Here is a 15,276-nt window from a genome sequence, read left to right on the forward strand (position 1 = left end):
CCCAACCCACGCACACTCCCCACAGTGCGCACACACCACACCCTGCGCAACGCCCGACCCCGCGCACGCGTCGTATCCCGCGCGCGCCTCGAACCACCCCCGCGCGCCCCCACGTACGCCCATGCACCACCCGACATGCGCGGCTGGTGCACCGGCGTGTGCGACTCGCGCTCGGCCGTGAAGGAACGCGTCGGGCGCTTGTGACCGGGAACTGTGCGCGATAGACCGTACTGGCCCGTCACTTAGGACGGATCACCGCCGTACACAGGGGAGTTGGGCATGAGCGTGACCAGTCGGTACCGTCAGGCGTGGGAGGGGTTCTGGGCCGAGGTGCCCGACGAGCCGGGGGCGGTGTTCTGGGACTCCGAGCCGGCGCTGACCGCCGGTCTCCAGCTCCCGCTGTTCGCACCGCACCTCGCCGAGCCGGAACTGCCTCTCGTCGACCTCGGGTGCGGCAACGGCACCCAGACCCGCTTCCTCGCCGGCCGCTTCCCGCGCGTGGTCGGCGCCGACATCGCCGCCGCGGCCATCGAGCACGCCCGGCACGCCGACCCCGGCGGACGGGCGTCGTACCGGGTCCTGGACGCGGCCGACAAGGCCGAGGCCGAGAGTCTGCACGCCGAGCTCGGTGACGCCAACGTCTACATGCGCGGCGTACTGCACCAGTGCGATCCGGACGACCGGCAGTCGCTCGTGGACTGCCTCGCCGTCCTCGCCGGCGAGCGCGGCCGGGTCTTCCTCGTCGAGCTGTCCGAGACGGCCCGGCCGGTCCTGGGCCGGCTGGCACAGGACCCCGCCGGCCCACCGGCCAAGCTCGCCCCGGTCTTCCGGCACGGCATCGCCCCCGGTGAGGTGGCCGACGCCGCCGTGCCACGGTATCTGCGCGCGGCCGGCCTCACCGTGCTCGACGACGGCGAACTCCCCCTCGCGACCACGGAGTTCGCACCCGACGGCCACCGGATCGAACTGCCCTCGAAGTGGCTCGTGGCCGGCCGCGCCCGGTGAGGGGCGCCCGGGGGCGGGGGGCGGTCTGCGTGTCAGTGGGGCGGCGTATTGTCGCATTGGCGTAGTTTGGAGGGGGTGGGGATCGGTGCGCTCCCTACAGCCTGTAGGGTTACGTCCACTTCCACCGCACGCCGAACGGAACAGAGACGAGAGGTGGCCGTGTCGACCGTCGCGCCCGATCCGGACGTCAGTGTTGTCGTCATCGTCTACAACGACGAAGAGAGACTTCCGACGGCCGTAGGTTCCGTCCTTGAGCAAACACTGCGCAATGTCGAGGTGATCATCGCCGACGACTGCTCGACGGACGGCTCCTACGAGGTCGCGCAGGCGCTCGCCGCGGCCCACCCCGACAAGGTCCGCGCCATCCGGCTGCCCGAGAACAGCGGCGGCTGCGGAGAGCCTCGCAACCAGGGCGTGAAGGTGGCCCGCGGCCGGTACGTGATGTTCCTGGACAGCGACGACACACTCGAGCGCAACGCGTGCCGCAACATGGTCGAGGCCGCCGACCGCACCGACGCCGACCTCGTCTCCGCCCTGTGTGTCCGGGTTCACACCGACAGCCGGCACGACAAGCGGGTCCAGTGGTACCCCTGGCTGTACCGCGAGACCCGCACCCTCGACTCCGTCGCCGAGCTGCCGGACCTGTTCGTCTTCGACACCCTGTCGACGAACAAGTGCTACCGGCGCGACTTCCTCCTCGGCAACGACCTCGCCTTCCCGCGCGGCATCCACTACGAGGACCTGCTCTTCTCGGCCCAGGCCTACCTGGCCGCGCGCCGGATCACGCTCATCCCCAACACGGTCTACTTCTGGAACGTGGTCCAGAAGACGACCGTGAAGTCGATCAGCAACCGGCGCAACGAGATCAGCAACTTCGCGGACCGCGTCGAGATCCACCGCCGTATCGACGCCATCCTGGACCGCCAGGGGCAGGACGAGCTGAAGCTGCGCAAGGACATCAAGTTCCTCAAGCACGACCTGGTGCTGTACCTGCGGGAACTGCCGTTCCTCGACGACGACTACCGGCACCGCTTCGCCGAGCTGGCCCGTGGCTACGTCCAGGACTTCCCCGAGGCCGCCTACGCCGAACTCGACCGCGTCCACGCCATCTGCGCCCAGCTGCTGCTGCGCGAGGACTGGGCCGACCTGATGCCGGCCATCGACACGCTGCTCAACCGGAACAAGATCTCCGCACCGCTGACCGAGCGGGACGGCCGGATCTACTGGACCGACCGCTACCTCGACGACGAGGAGATGCGCTCCGTCCTGGACGTCACCACGCTCGGCTACCACGCCAAGCGGCTCCACCAGATGTACCTGCGCAACCGGCTCACCGAGTACGTCGCGCGCGGCGGCGAGGTGGTGCTCGCGGGCGAGGTCGTCAACCCGCTGCACACCATCGCCCCGGACGCGAAGCTCACCGCCGAGCTGGAGTTCCGCGCCCGCCGACGCAGCCTGCAGACCTTCACCTTCCCGGTGCCCGCCCCGCGCCACCAGGGCGACACGATCGCCTGGCGGGCCGAGGTGCCGCTGGCCCGGCGGCTCAGGCCGCTCGGCATCGTCGACGACGTCTGGGACGTGCGGCTGCACCTCACCGTGGACGGCAAGCGGACCACCAGCCGGCTCACCGTCGGCGCCGTCGACCTGGAGCACGCCGAGGACGTCCCCGTCCGGCCGCGGCTCACCCGGCTCATGGCGGACCGGCTCCAGGCCCAGGTGTCCGCCAAGGGACACCTGGCCTTCCGGCTCACCCAGCACAGCCGGCTGGCCCGCACCGGGCGCGCCGCCGTGGAGCGCAACCTGCACGGCCGCCCCGCGCGCGCCGCCAAGGGCGCCTACCGCAAACTCCGGGCCCTGCGCCGGGACCTGAACTCCGGCACCCGCAAACTCCAGGTCTACGAGCACATGCTGACCAGGCTGCCCGTCCGCAAGGGCACCGTCGTCTTCGAGAGCCACCTCGGCAAGCAGTACAGCGACAGCCCGCGCGCGATCTACGAGGAGCTGCGGCGCCGCGGCACGCCGATCACCCCGATCTGGTCCTACGCCGGTGAGCGCCCCCAGGGCTTCCCGAAGGACGCGGAGCTGGTGCGCCGCTGGTCGTGGGGCTACCTCAAGGCGCTCGCCCAGGCCGAGTACTGGATCGACAACCAGGGCTACCCGCTGCGCCTGACCAAGCGCCCGGAGACCACGTACATCCAGACCTGGCACGGCTCCGCGCTGAAGCGGATGGGCTTCGACGAGCCCGGCCTGCGGATGCTGTCCGAGCCCGAACAACGCTCCTACCAGCAGGCCCTGGACCGCTTCGACCACTTCGTGGTGCGCAGCGAGCACGACGTGCGCACCCTGGCCCGCGCCTACCGCATCCCCGAGGACAAGCTGCTGCGCACCGGCTATCCGCGCAACGACGCCCTGGTGCGGGCCCGGCAGGGCGCCGCGCCCGACCCCGAGGCGCAGCGGCTCGCCGAACGCCTCGGCATTGACCCGGACCGGCGGGTCCTGCTGTACGCGCCCACGTTCCGCGCCCGTTCCGACGGCCGTGTGAAGGACTTCGAGTTCCCGTTCGACGTGGAGGGCTTCGCCGCCCGCTTCGGCGACGACTGGACCCTGCTCGTGCGGGCGCACTACCTCAACCGTCTCACCCTGCCCCCGTCGGTGGCCGGACGCGTGATCGACGTCAGCGCGGAGCCGGACATCACCCCGCTGATGCTGCTCGCCGACGCCCTGATCACCGACTACTCCTCCGTGATGTTCGACTACGCCCTGCTCCAGCGGCCCATCGTGTTCTACGCACACGACTGGGAGGAGTACGCCCAGGACACCCGGGGCACCTACTTCGACCTGCTCGCCGAGGCGCCGGGTCCCGTCCCGCGCACCGCCGAGGAACTCTTCGACGTGCTCGGCGACCTGAGCACCGTGGGCGCGGCCCACGAGGCGCGGCTGAAGGAGTTCGTGGACAAGTACGGTGAGTACGACCGCGGGGACGCCGCGGCGCAGATCGTGGACCGTTTCTTCGGCCCCGCGGGAGAGGCCCGATGACCCAGCGCGACATCTTCTTTGTGGCCAACGAGGTCGACGAACTCGGCGGCGTGGGCCGCTGGCAGACCCAGATGGCCCGGATGCTGGCCGACCGGGGCCACCGGGTCACCGTCGTCGGCATCGCCCCCGCCCACCATCCGATGGACCTCGGCGAGCCCCCGTACCGGACGGAGACGCTGTACGCCCGCCGGCCGTCCGGCCGTCCCCGGGCGCGCCGCCTGCTGGGCTCCGCCGACCCGGCCGTGCGCCGGCACGAGGCCCATATGCGCACCGCCGCCGCCCGCCTCACGACGCTGTTCCGCGCCGCCCGGCCCGGGGCGGTGATCATTGTCGCGCAGGTGTGGGCGATGGAGTGGGTGGCGCTCGCGGACACCGCCGGACACCGTGTCATCGGCATGACCCACGAGTCCTTCGAGACGTGCCGCAAGACCGCCCGGTTCGCACGGGTGAAGAAGTACTTCAAGGACGTCGACCGGCTGCTGGCGCTCACTCAGGAGGACGCCGACCGCTGGGTCGGCGAGGGCCTGAACAACCTCGGGTTCATGCCGAACCCGTTGCCGATCGTGCCCGACACCCCGTCGCAGCGCACCGAGAAGGTGGTCGCGAGCATCGGCCGGCTCTCCCACGAGAAGGGTGTCGACCTGCTCCTGGACGCCTGGGCCGAGGCCGCGCAGCGGCAGCCCGGCTGGACCCTGCGCATCTACGGCAGGGGAGAGGCCGAGGCGGAGCTGCGGCAGCGGTGCGCGGACCTCGGGCTGGAGGACTCGGTGGACTTCGCCGGGCAGACCGACGACGTGCCCGGGGCGCTGCGCGCCTCCTCCGTGTTCGTGCAGTCCTCGCGCGGCGAGGGCTTCCCGCTGGTGCTGCTCGAGGCGATGGCCTGCGGCGTGCCCTGTGTGGCGTTCGACTGCGCGCCCGGTGTGCGCGAGATCGTCGGCCACGAGGAGGACGGGCTGCTGGCCCGGCCCGGCAACACCTTCGAACTCGCCCGCCATCTGGTCCGGTTGATGTCCGACGAACAGCTGCGCGACTCCATGGGTGAGCAGGCCCTGCGCAGCGCACGGCGGTTCGACCCGGAGACGATCACCGACCGCTGGGAAGAGCTCTTCGACTTCCTGGAGCGCTGAACCGGCCGCCTGGTGACGGCCCGGGCACTCGCCCACGCGAAGATCCATCGGCGACACCGACGACGCATGGAGGACGGAGCGCATGACCGTGAGGCATTCCCCTGACCACCGCGGTGAGAGCCGGGACCTGGCGGTCAATCCGCTCTTCAGCCGGGAGCCCCTGCGGGTGCCGCGGTACGCGATGCCGGAGGGGGAGATGGAGCCGGACACCGCCTACCAGGTGGTGCACGACGAGCTGATGCTCGACGGCAACGCCCGGCAGAACCTGGCGACGTTCGTCTCCACCTGGGCCGAGCCGCAGGCCCTGCGGCTGATGGACGAGTGCGCCCAGAAGAACATGATCGACAAGGACGAGTATCCGCAGACCGCGGAGCTCGAGCTGCGCTGCGTCCACATGCTCGCCCGGCTGTGGCACGCCGAGGACCCGCGGCACGCGATCGGCTGCTCGACGACCGGATCGAGCGAGGCGGCGATGCTCGGCGGACTGGCCCTCAAGCGGCGCTGGCAGCACCGGCGCCGCGCCGAGGGCAAGTCCACCGAGCGGCCCAACCTGGTCATGGGCATCAACGTGCAGATCTGCTGGGACAAGTTCGCCGACTACTTCGAGGTCGAGCCGCGCTATGTGCCGATGGAGGGGGACCGGTTCCACCTCACGCCCGAGAAGGCGGTCGAGCTGTGCGACGAGAACACCATCGGGGTCGTCGCCGTCCTCGGCTCCACCTTCGACGGCAGCTACGAGCCGGTCGCCGACATCGCCGCGGCCCTGGACGACCTGCAGTCCCGTACCGGCCTGGACATTCCTATCCACGTCGACGGCGCGTCCGGCGGGATGATCGCCCCCTTCCTCGACCCGGAGCTGGTGTGGGACTTCCGGCTCCCGCGGGTCGCCTCCATCAACACCTCCGGCCACAAGTACGGGCTGGTCATGCCCGGAGTCGGCTGGGCCCTGTGGCGCGACCAGGAGGCCCTCCCCGACGATCTGGTCTTCCACGTCAACTACCTCGGCGGCGACATGCCGACCTTCGCGCTGAACTTCTCCCGGCCGGGCGCCCAGGTCGTCGCCCAGTACTACACCTTCCTGCGGCTGGGTTTCGACGGCTACCGGAAGGTGCAGCAGACCTGCCGTGACGTCGCCACCCGGCTGGCCGACGAGATCGCGGCACTCGGCCCGTTCGAACTGATCACCCGCGGCGACGAGATCCCCGTCTTCGCCTTCCGGGTGCGCGAGGACGTGGGCAACTTCAGCGTCTTCGACGTCTCCGCCGCACTCCGGGAACGCGGCTGGCTGGTGCCCGCGTACACCTTCCCGAAGGACCGGACCGACCTCGCCGTGCTGCGCATCGTGGTCCGCAACGGCTTCAGCCACGACCTGGCCGACCTGCTCCTGGAGGACCTGCGCCGCGTCCTGACCCGGCTGGAGAAGCAGCCGGAGCCGCACCGCAGCGCCGACGACACCAACAACTTCGCCCATGGCGCGGAGACGAAGAACGTACGCCGCCCGGGGCGCCACTGACCGAGGAGGTACCCGATGTGCCGCCTGTTCGGCCTCAGCAGCGCCCCACGGCGCACCCACGCCACGTTCTGGCTCCTCGACGCCCCCGACAGCCTCAGCCGGCAGAGCCACCGCGACCCCGACGGCACCGGTCTCGGCTACTTCTCCGCCGACGGCACGCCGCACGTGGACAAGGCCCCGATCGCGGCCTACGCGGACCGCGCCTTCGCCGAGGACGCCCGTCAGGTGGAGTCCGCCACCTTCCTCGCCCATGTGCGCTACGCCTCCACCGGCAGCCTGGACGCCCGCAACACCCACCCCTTCGAGCAGGACGGGCGGCTGTTCGCGCACAACGGGGTCATCGAGGGCCTCGACCGGCTCGACGACCACCTGGGCGAGGACCGGACCCTGGTCCGCGGGGACACCGACTCCGAGCGGTTCTTCGCCCTCATCACCCGGGAGACCCGGCGCCACGGCGGTGACGTCTCCGCCGGCATCGAGCACGCCGCCCGCTGGATCGCCGGGAACCTGCCGGTCTACGCCCTCAATCTCGTCCTCATCACCCCCGACCGGCTGTGGGCGTTGCGCTACCCCGCCACGCACGAGCTGTACGTCCTCCAGCGCCCGGCGGGCGGCCCGTACGGCACGCGGCACCTGGACCACAGCGGCAGCCACGGTCGCATGCGGGTGCACTGCGCCCCTCTGGCCGACCGTCCCGCCGTGGTCGTCGCCAGCGAACGCATGGACGACAACCCCGACTGGCGCCTGATGGAGCCGGGCGAACTGATCGCCGTGGGCGCCGACCTGCGCACCACCCACCGTGTCGTGCTGCCCGACCCGCCGGCGCACCAGCTCGCCCTGGACGACCTGCGCCCCGCAGCGGCCGCTTCCCAACAGGCCGCCTAGGTGTGCTGTCCCGGGACGTTCGGTCCGGCATCCGCTGTCGCGCCGTCCGGTCAGCCGGAGTGGGCGGGGCCCGACGTGTCGACGGCGAGGGAGACGGCGAGGGCGCCGAGCACCGTGCCCATCAGGTAGCGCTGCACCTTCAGCCAGGAGGGACGGCGGGAGAGGAAGACGGCGATCGTGCCGGCGGCGAGCACGATGGTCATGTTGACCGCGACGCTCACCACGATCTGGATCGAGCCGAGGACGAGGCCCTGGAGGAGGACGTGGCCCCTGTCCAGGTCGATGAACTGGGGGATGAGGGAAAGGTACATGACGGCGATCTTCGGGTTGAGCAGGTTCGTCATCAGGCCCATGGCGAACAGCCTGCGCGGTGAATCGTGCGGCACGTCCTGCGGGGCGAAGACGGAGACGCCGCCCGGCTTCAGGGCGTTCCAGGCCAGAAGGGCGAGGTAGGCGGCGCCGGCCAGTTTCACCGCGACGTACAGCTCGGGAACGGCGAGGAAGACCACCGACAGCCCCACGTTCGTGGCGACCAGGTACACCATGAAGCCCAGTGCCACACCGCCGAGGGAGATCATCCCGGCGTGTCTGCCCTGGGTGATGCTGCGCGAGACGAGGTAGATCATGTTCGGCCCGGGGGTGAGCACCATGCCGAGCGCCACCACCGTCACGCCGAGGATCCCGCTGAGTTCAACCATGAATGCCCCTTTTCCGTAGGTACATTGCACTGCCGTTCTGCGACATGGCCAGGCGGTGGGCCGGGGCCTCGCGTGCACCCTTCATGCTGTCGGGGCAATGTGGGAAGGCTATTGCGATCGACGGCTCGGTGCAATAAAAATATTGCACTGAGTGCAATGGTGTGCTTGAGTGGAGGCCGCCGGACGGACCAGGGGAGCGCGTCTTGTCGAAGGACTATCAGAGCGTCGCCGATGCGGTCGCGGCGGAGATCGCGTCCGGTTCCCTGCGGCCGGGCGACCGCCTTCCCCCGCAGCGCGAGTTCGCGCGGCAGCACGGCATCGCCAATTCCACAGCCACGCGCGTGTACCAGGAACTGGCCCGCCGTGGCCTGACGCTGGGTGAGGTGGGACGCGGCACGTTCGTGCGCGCGGCGTGGGCGGAGTCCGGGGTCATTGCCCCCGCGCTCACGGAACCGGCGGTCGGCCGGATCGACCTGGAGCTCAACTATCCGGTCGTACCCGAGCAGAGCGCACTCCTCGCCGAGGGCCTCGCAGGACTGTCGCGGCCCGACGCCCTCGGGCACGCCCTGCGACCGGTCGGCGCGGCCGGCCTCCCGGCCGTCCAGGCGTCCGCCGCCGACATCCTCGCCTGCGGGGGCTGGCGCGCCGACCCCGCACGGATCCTGTTCGCGGGCAATGGGCGGCAGGCCGTCTCCGCCGTCATCACCGCCCTGGTGCCGCAGGGCGGACGCCTCGGCGTCGAGGAGTTGACGTATCCCGTCGTCAAGGCCGTCGCCGCCCGCCTCGGCATCACCCTCGTCCCGCTGGCCATGGACGGGGCCGGACTGATCCCGGAGGCCGTGGAGGAGGCCCATGCCGCCGCCCCGCTGCACGCCGTCTACGTGCAGCCGAGGCTGCACAACCCGCTCTCGCTCAGCATGCCCACGCAGCGGATGGAGCGGCTGGCCGACCTGCTGCCGCGGCTCGGGATCCCCGCGGTCGAGGACGCCGTCTGGGCGTTCCTGCGCGACGAACTGCCTCCACTCGCCGCCTACGCCCCCGAGCGGACCGTACTGATCGACAGCCTGTCCAAGCGCATCGCCCCCGGTCTGACTCTCGGCTTCGCGGTGGCGCCCGAGGCCATGGCGAGCGAGATCGCCGCCGCCCTCCGGTCGGGCGGCTGGGCCCCCATGCGCTTCGCCCTGGAGGCCGCCCATCACTGGCAGCAGGACGGCACCGTGAAGAAGCTGGTGGACGCCAAGCAACGGGAAGCGGCGGCCCGGCAGGAGATCGCGGCCCGGTACCTCGCCGGTTTCGCGGTGCGGAGCGATCCGCGCTCCTACCACTGCTGGTGGCAGTTGCCCCGCCCGTGGCGCGCGGACACGTTCGTGGCCGCCGCCGCACGGCACGGCATCGGGGTGGTGCCCGCCGCCGCGTTCACCGTCGGCGGCGGCCACGCCCCCAACGCGATCCGCGTGGGCCTGGCCTCGCCCCGGCCGGACGTCCTCTCCCAGGCGCTCGGCGTTCTCGCCGAACTCGCCCGGTCCGCGCCGGAGGACCTCGTCACCGATTGACGACTGCTGCAGGCGATACCAGTGGTACGCGTCCGTGGGGCATCGCAGAGCCCGGCGACGTGGTGGTCCCGGCGCTCCACGGGAGCAGGACGTCGGTTCAGAGGGCGGTCCCACGGCCGGTCGTTTCCGTGGAAAGGCCTGGTCGTAGACCGTACGAGGGGACTTCAGTGGTCCGGACCACCGACAGTTATCCACAGCTCTGGCCGAGGCGGCCGGGCAGCGCGTACGGTTTCGAGCCATGAAGATCCTCATCAGCGCCGACATGGAAGGCGCCACGGGGGTGACCTGGCCCGCCGACGTGCTGCCGGGGACACCGCAGTGGGAGCGGTGCCGGTCGATGTTCACCTCCGATGTCAACGCGGCCGTGCTGGGCTTCTTCGACGGCGGCGCCGACGAGGTCCTCATCAACGAGGCCCATTGGTCCATGCGCAATCTGCTGCTCGAACGGCTGGACGAGCGGGCGCAGATGCTCACCGGGCGGCACAAGTCGCTCTCGATGGTGGAGGGCGTGCAGCACGGTGACGTGGACGGAATCGCCTTCGTCGGCTACCACGCGGGCGCCGGCATGGAGGGCGTGCTCGCCCACACCTACCTGGCCAACTCCATCACCGGGGTGTGGCTGAACGACGTACGGGCCAGCGAGGGCCTGCTCAACGCGCACGTGGTCGCCGAGTACGGTGTGCCGGTCGTCCTGGTCACCGGCGACGACGTGGCCTGCGAGGACGCGCTCGGGTACGCCCCCGAGGCGCTGAAGGTCGCGGTGAAGGACCATGTGTCGCGGTACGCGGCCGTGTGCCGCACGCCGGCCCGCACCGCCGCCGACATCCGCGCGGCGGCCAAGGAGGCGGTGTCCCTGGCGGCCCGTCATGAGCCGGTGAGCGGCGGGCCGTTCACGATCGCGCTGGAGTTCGACGCCGAGCACCTCGCCATGGCCGCCACCGTCGTCCCCGGCGTGGCCCGTGTCGGCGAGCGCAAGGTGGCGTACACCAGCGACACCATGTTCGAGGGAATCCGGACCTTCAAGGCGGTCACCACGATCGCCTCGTCCGCGGTGGAGGAGCAGTATGGCTGACGCGCCGGCGCTGGACGAGGTCGTCCGGTTCACGTCCGACCTGATCCGTATCGACACCACCAACCGGGGCGGCGGCGACTGCCGGGAGCGCCCGGCCGCCGAGTACGCCGCCGAACAGCTCTCCGGCGCCGGCCTGGAGCCGCTGATGCTGGAGCGCACCCCGGGCCGGACCAACGTGGTCGCCCGGGTCGAGGGCACCGACCCGTCGGCGCCCGCGCTGCTCGTCCACGGCCACCTGGACGTGGTGCCCGCTCAGGCCGCGGACTGGAGCGTGCACCCGTTCTCCGGCGAGATCCGCGACGGCGTCGTGTGGGGCCGCGGCGCGGTGGACATGAAGAACATGGACGCGATGATCCTCGCCGTGGTCCGCTCCTGGGCCCGGCTGGGTGTGCGGCCGCGCCGCGATGTGGTGATCGCGTTCACGGCGGACGAGGAGGCCAGTGCCGAGGACGGCTCCGGCTTCCTGGCAGACGAGCACCCGGAGTTGTTCGAGGGCTGCACCGAGGGCGTCAGCGAGTCCGGGGCCTACACCTTCCACGACGGCGCCGGACGGCAGATCTACCCCATCGCGGCCGGTGAGCGAGGCACCGCCTGGCTGAAGCTGACCGCGCGCGGCCGGGCGGGCCACGGTTCCAAGGTCAACAAGGAGAACGCGGTGACCCGGCTCGCCGCCGCCGTCGCCCGGATCGGCGCCCACGAGTGGCCGCTGCGCCTCACCCCGACCGTCCGAGCGGCCCTCACCGAACTCGCCGCCCTGTACGGCGTGGAGGCCGACCTGCGGAACGTGGACGCGCTGCTGGAGAAGCTCGGCCCGGCCGCCCGGCTCGTCGAGGCCACCCTGCGCAACAGCGCCAACCCCACCATGTTCGACGCCGGTTACAAGATCAACGTCATCCCGGGGGAGGCCGTCGCCCATGTCGACGGGCGGTATCTGCCCGGCGGCGAGGAGGAGTTCCGCGCCACCCTCGACCAGCTGACCGGCCCGGACGTGGACTGGGAGTTCCACCACCGGGAGGTGGCACTCCAGGCGCCGGTCGACTCGTCGACGTATCGGGCGATGCGCGCCGCCGTCGAGGAGTTCGCGCCCGAGGGGCACGTGGTGCCGTACTGCATGGCGGGCGGCACCGACGCCAAGCAGTTCTCGCGGCTCGGCATCACCGGCTACGGCTTCTCGCCGCTGAAACTGCCCGAGGGCTTCGACTACAACGCCCTCTTCCACGGCGTCGACGAACGGGTCCCCGTCGAGGCGCTGCACTTCGGTGTCCGTGTCCTGGACCGCTTCCTGCGGACCGCCTGACCACATGGGGGAGAACGTGCAGACCCTGCCGTACGGTTCCTGGCCGTCGCCGATCGACGCGGCCCTCGCCGCCGCGCACGACGGCAGGCCGGAGTTCGTGGGTTTCGTCGGCGACGAGGTGTGGTGGACCGAGCCACGGCCCGCCGAAGGCGGCCGGCGGACGTTGATGCGGCGGCATCCCGACGGGACTGAGGAGTCGGTCCTGTCCGCGCCGTGGAACGTGCGCAGCCGGGTCATCGAGTACGGCGGCCGGCCGTGGGCCGGGACGGTCCAGGACGGCACGCCGCTGGTGGTGTTCGTGAACTTCGCCGACCAGCGGCTCTACCGCTACGAGCCCGGCGGCGAGCCGCGGCCGCTCACGCCCCTCTCGTCCATCGGCGGCGGACTGCGCTGGGCCGACCCGCAGCTGGTCCCGGAGCGGGGCGAGGTCTGGTGTGTGCTGGAGGAGTTCACCGGTGAGGGACCCGGCGACGTACGGCGCGTCCTGGCCGCCGTACCGCTGGACGGCTCGGCGGCCGAGGACCGTGGCGCGGTGCGTGAACTCACCGGCGAACGGCACCGGTTCGTGACCGGCCCCCGTCTCTCGCCCGACGGACGGCGGGCGGTGTGGCTGGCCTGGGACCATCCCCGGATGCCGTGGGACGGCACGGAACTGGTGATGGCCGAGGTCACGGAGGACGGCACCTTCGGCGAGAGCTGGACCTGCGGCGGCGGCCCCGAGGAGTCCATTCCCCAGGCCGAGTGGGCCGCCGACGGTTCGCTGCTGTACGTCAGCGACCGCAGCGGCTGGTGGAACCTGTACCAGGCCGATCCCCACCGCGGCTCGCGGCCGCTGTGCCCCCGCGAGGAGGAGTTCGGCGGGCCGCTGTGGAAGGTCGGCCAGCGCTGGTTCGCGCCCCTGGACAGCGGGCTGATCGCCGTCCTGCACGGCCGGGGCGCCGCCACCCTCGGCATACTCGACCCGGAGACCGGCGAGGTCGTCGACGCGGTGGGCCCCTGGAGCGAGTTCGACGCCACGCTCGCGGCGCACGGCGAGCGAGTGGTGGCGGTCGGGGCCGGTCCGAGCAGCTCCTACGAGGTCGTGGAGCTGGACACCCGGACCGGGCGCACCCGGGTGATCGGCGCCGCCCACGAGGACGCGGTCGACCCCGCCTACTGTCCCGAGCCGCTGATCCGCACGTTCTCCGGGCCGGGAGGCCGTGACGTCCACGCCCACATCTACCCGCCTCGCAACCCCGGGTGCCGGGCGCCCGACGGCGAGCTGCCGCCCTACGTCGTGTGGGCGCACGGCGGCCCCACCAGCCGGGCCCCGCTCGTACTCGACCTGGAGATCGCCTACTTCACCTCGCGGGGCGTCGGCGTCGCCGAGGTCAACTACGGCGGCTCGACCGGGCACGGCCGGGAGTACCGCAACCGGCTGCGCGAGCAGTGGGGCGTCGTCGACGTCGAGGACTGCGCGGCCGTCGCCCTGGCGCTCGCCGAGGAGGGCACCGCCGACCGCGCGCGGCTCGCGATCCGGGGCGGCAGCGCGGGCGGCTGGACCACCGCCGCCTCCCTGGCCGCCACCGACGTCTACGCCTGCGGCACGATCATCTACCCGATCCTCGACCTGACCGGCTGGGGCACGGGGGAGACGCACGACTTCGAGTCGCAGTACCTGGAGAGCCTCGTCGGACCGCTGGCCGAGGTGCCGGAGCGGTACGCCGAACGCTCGCCCGCCGAGCACGCCGACCGGATCACGGCTCCCTTCCTGCTGCTCCAGGGCCTGGACGACGTGATCTGCCCTCCGGTGCAGTGCGAGCGGTTCCTGTCCCGGCTCGAGGGACGGGGGGTGCCGCACGCGTATCTCACGTTCGAGGGCGAGGGGCACGGGTTCCGGCGGGCCGGGACCATGGTGCGGGCCCTGGAGGCGGAGCTGTCGCTGTACGCTCAGGTGTTCGGCCTGGCCACGGCAGGCATCCCGACCCTGGAGCTCGACACATGAAGGAACTCCTGCGCCCCGCGCGGCTCGCCTCCGGCGCTCGGGTGGCCGTCGTCGCGCCGAGCGGGCCGGTGCCCGAGGAACGGCTCCAGGCCGGCCTCGACGTGCTGCGGGGCTGGGACCTGGAGCCGGTGGTGGCCCCTCATGTGCTGGACCGGCACGGCACGTTCGACTACCTGGCGGGCACCGACGCCGACCGCGCCGCCGACCTCCAGCGCGCGTGGTGCGATCCGGCGGTGGATGCGGTGCTGTGCGCCCGCGGCGGCTACGGGGTGCAGCGGATGGTCGACCTGCTCGACTGGGACGCGATGCGGGCGGCGGGACCGAAGGTGTTCGTCGGCTTCAGCGACATCACCGCGCTGCACGAGGCCTTCGCCGGCCGCCTGGGCCTGGTCACCCTGCACGGGCCGATGACGGCCGGCGTCGACTTCGTCAAGAACACCCGGGCGCAGGAGCACCTGAAGGCGACCCTGTTCGAGCCCGAGACGGTCCGCACCATCGCCTCCGGCGGCACGACCCTGGTCCCCGGGCGCGCCCGGGGGGTCACCCTCGGCGGCTGCCTGGCCCTGCTCGCCGCCGACCTCGGCACCCCGGCCGCGCGGCCCTCGGGGGCCGGCGGTCTGCTGTGCCTGGAGGACGTGGGCGAGGAGACGTATCGTCTGGACCGCTATCTCACCCAGTTGCTGCGCGCCGGCTGGCTCGACGGAGTGCGCGGGGTGCTGCTCGGGTCGTGGAGGGACTGCGACGACCCCGACCGGGTGCGGGCCCTGTTCGCCGACCGGCTCGGCGGACTCGGGGTGCCCGTCGCCGAGGAGTTCGGGTTCGGCCACTGCGAAGGGGCGCTGACGATTCCCTTCGGGGTGGCGGCCGAACTCGACGCGGGCGCGGGCACGTTGACGCTGGACGCGCCCGCACTGCGCTGACCGCGAGGACGGCGGCGCGTCTCGGGGGCGTCCCGTTGCCGTGCCGTCGGCCGAAGGCCGCCGCGGGGACCGTAAGAACTCCACTGAATCTCCGTCAAGAAACCTCCGTCCGAGCGATTGACGCGCTCTGACACGTGTCACAGCATGATTCCGGCCGGTACTTACCGGTCGGTAAGTCGGGTTGCC

The 15,276-nt window shown here is 71.7% G+C and carries 11 protein-coding genes; 10 read left to right on the forward strand and 1 reads right to left on the reverse strand.

The window, feature by feature from the left end; genetic code table 11:
• The first annotated feature begins 279 nt into the window (after positions 1-279).
• The 5 genes from ABZ484_RS10255 to ABZ484_RS10275 all read left to right on the forward strand — a co-directional run bounded on the left by ABZ484_RS10255 (position 280) and on the right by ABZ484_RS10275 (position 7,566).
• A complete protein-coding gene (locus tag ABZ484_RS10255; RefSeq protein WP_358865447.1) occupies positions 280-1,005 on the forward strand; it encodes a methyltransferase domain-containing protein in 726 nt (241 codons plus the stop codon).
• Between the two features lie 159 nt (positions 1,006-1,164).
• Positions 1,165-4,041: a bifunctional glycosyltransferase family 2 protein/CDP-glycerol:glycerophosphate glycerophosphotransferase gene (locus ABZ484_RS10260; protein WP_358865448.1), complete on the forward strand. Its 2,877-nt coding sequence runs from the start codon at positions 1,165-1,167 to the stop codon at positions 4,039-4,041.
• Complete coding sequence (locus tag ABZ484_RS10265) at positions 4,038-5,168, forward strand: glycosyltransferase (protein ID WP_358865449.1); 1,131 nt, start codon at positions 4,038-4,040, stop codon at positions 5,166-5,168. Before ABZ484_RS10260 ends, ABZ484_RS10265 begins: the two co-directional genes overlap by 4 nt.
• Positions 5,169-5,250: 82 nt before the next feature.
• Entirely contained in the window at positions 5,251-6,681 is a 1,431-nt protein-coding gene (locus ABZ484_RS10270) for a glutamate decarboxylase (protein WP_358865450.1), read from the forward strand.
• 15 nt (positions 6,682-6,696) lie between these two features.
• Entirely contained in the window at positions 6,697-7,566 is an 870-nt protein-coding gene (locus tag ABZ484_RS10275; protein ID WP_358865451.1) for a class II glutamine amidotransferase, read from the forward strand.
• A 50-nt stretch (positions 7,567-7,616) separates the two neighbouring features.
• Here the strand turns inward: ABZ484_RS10275 and ABZ484_RS10280 are convergent, their stop codons facing one another.
• A complete protein-coding gene (locus tag ABZ484_RS10280; RefSeq protein WP_358865452.1) occupies positions 7,617-8,264 on the reverse strand; it encodes a LysE family translocator in 648 nt (215 codons plus the stop codon).
• Between the two features lie 203 nt (positions 8,265-8,467).
• On the opposite strand from ABZ484_RS10280, the gene ABZ484_RS10285 reads away from it, so the two are divergent.
• The 5 genes from ABZ484_RS10285 to ABZ484_RS10305 all read left to right on the forward strand — a co-directional run bounded on the left by ABZ484_RS10285 (position 8,468) and on the right by ABZ484_RS10305 (position 15,090).
• A complete protein-coding gene (locus tag ABZ484_RS10285; protein WP_358865453.1) occupies positions 8,468-9,817 on the forward strand; it encodes a PLP-dependent aminotransferase family protein in 1,350 nt (449 codons plus the stop codon).
• A gap of 238 nt (positions 9,818-10,055) precedes the next feature.
• On the forward strand, positions 10,056-10,889 hold the full coding sequence (locus tag ABZ484_RS10290) for a M55 family metallopeptidase (RefSeq protein WP_358865454.1): 834 nt from the start codon (positions 10,056-10,058) through the stop codon (positions 10,887-10,889).
• Complete coding sequence (locus ABZ484_RS10295) at positions 10,882-12,186, forward strand: M20/M25/M40 family metallo-hydrolase (RefSeq protein ID WP_358865455.1); 1,305 nt, start codon at positions 10,882-10,884, stop codon at positions 12,184-12,186. Before ABZ484_RS10290 ends, ABZ484_RS10295 begins: the two co-directional genes overlap by 8 nt.
• Before the next feature lie 4 nt (positions 12,187-12,190).
• The gene (locus tag ABZ484_RS10300) at positions 12,191-14,170 is read left to right on the forward strand and encodes a prolyl oligopeptidase family serine peptidase (protein WP_358865456.1); all 1,980 of its coding nucleotides are present in this window, start codon (positions 12,191-12,193) and stop codon (positions 14,168-14,170) included.
• On the forward strand, positions 14,167-15,090 hold the full coding sequence (locus tag ABZ484_RS10305) for an LD-carboxypeptidase (RefSeq protein ID WP_358865457.1): 924 nt from the start codon (positions 14,167-14,169) through the stop codon (positions 15,088-15,090). Before ABZ484_RS10300 ends, ABZ484_RS10305 begins: the two co-directional genes overlap by 4 nt.
• The last annotated feature ends 186 nt before the right edge of the window (positions 15,091-15,276 follow it).

The sequence above is a fragment of the Streptomyces sp. NPDC006393 genome, assembly GCF_040628575.1.
In the GTDB taxonomy this organism is placed as follows: Bacteria; Actinomycetota; Actinomycetes; order Streptomycetales; family Streptomycetaceae; genus Streptomyces.

Coding starts and splice junctions, on each gene's coding strand:
- ABZ484_RS10255 (WP_358865447.1), top strand. CDS start 280: ATGAGCGTGACCAGTCGGTACCGTCAGGCGTGGGAGGGGTTCTGGGCC.
- ABZ484_RS10265 (WP_358865449.1), top strand. CDS start 4,038: ATGACCCAGCGCGACATCTTCTTTGTGGCCAACGAGGTCGACGAACTC.
- ABZ484_RS10270 (WP_358865450.1), top strand. CDS start 5,251: ATGACCGTGAGGCATTCCCCTGACCACCGCGGTGAGAGCCGGGACCTG.
- ABZ484_RS10275 (WP_358865451.1), top strand. CDS start 6,697: ATGTGCCGCCTGTTCGGCCTCAGCAGCGCCCCACGGCGCACCCACGCC.
- ABZ484_RS10280 (WP_358865452.1), bottom strand. CDS start 8,264: ATGGTTGAACTCAGCGGGATCCTCGGCGTGACGGTGGTGGCGCTCGGC.
- ABZ484_RS10290 (WP_358865454.1), top strand. CDS start 10,056: ATGAAGATCCTCATCAGCGCCGACATGGAAGGCGCCACGGGGGTGACC.
- ABZ484_RS10295 (WP_358865455.1), top strand. CDS start 10,882: ATGGCTGACGCGCCGGCGCTGGACGAGGTCGTCCGGTTCACGTCCGAC.
- ABZ484_RS10300 (WP_358865456.1), top strand. CDS start 12,191: ATGGGGGAGAACGTGCAGACCCTGCCGTACGGTTCCTGGCCGTCGCCG.
- ABZ484_RS10305 (WP_358865457.1), top strand. CDS start 14,167: ATGAAGGAACTCCTGCGCCCCGCGCGGCTCGCCTCCGGCGCTCGGGTG.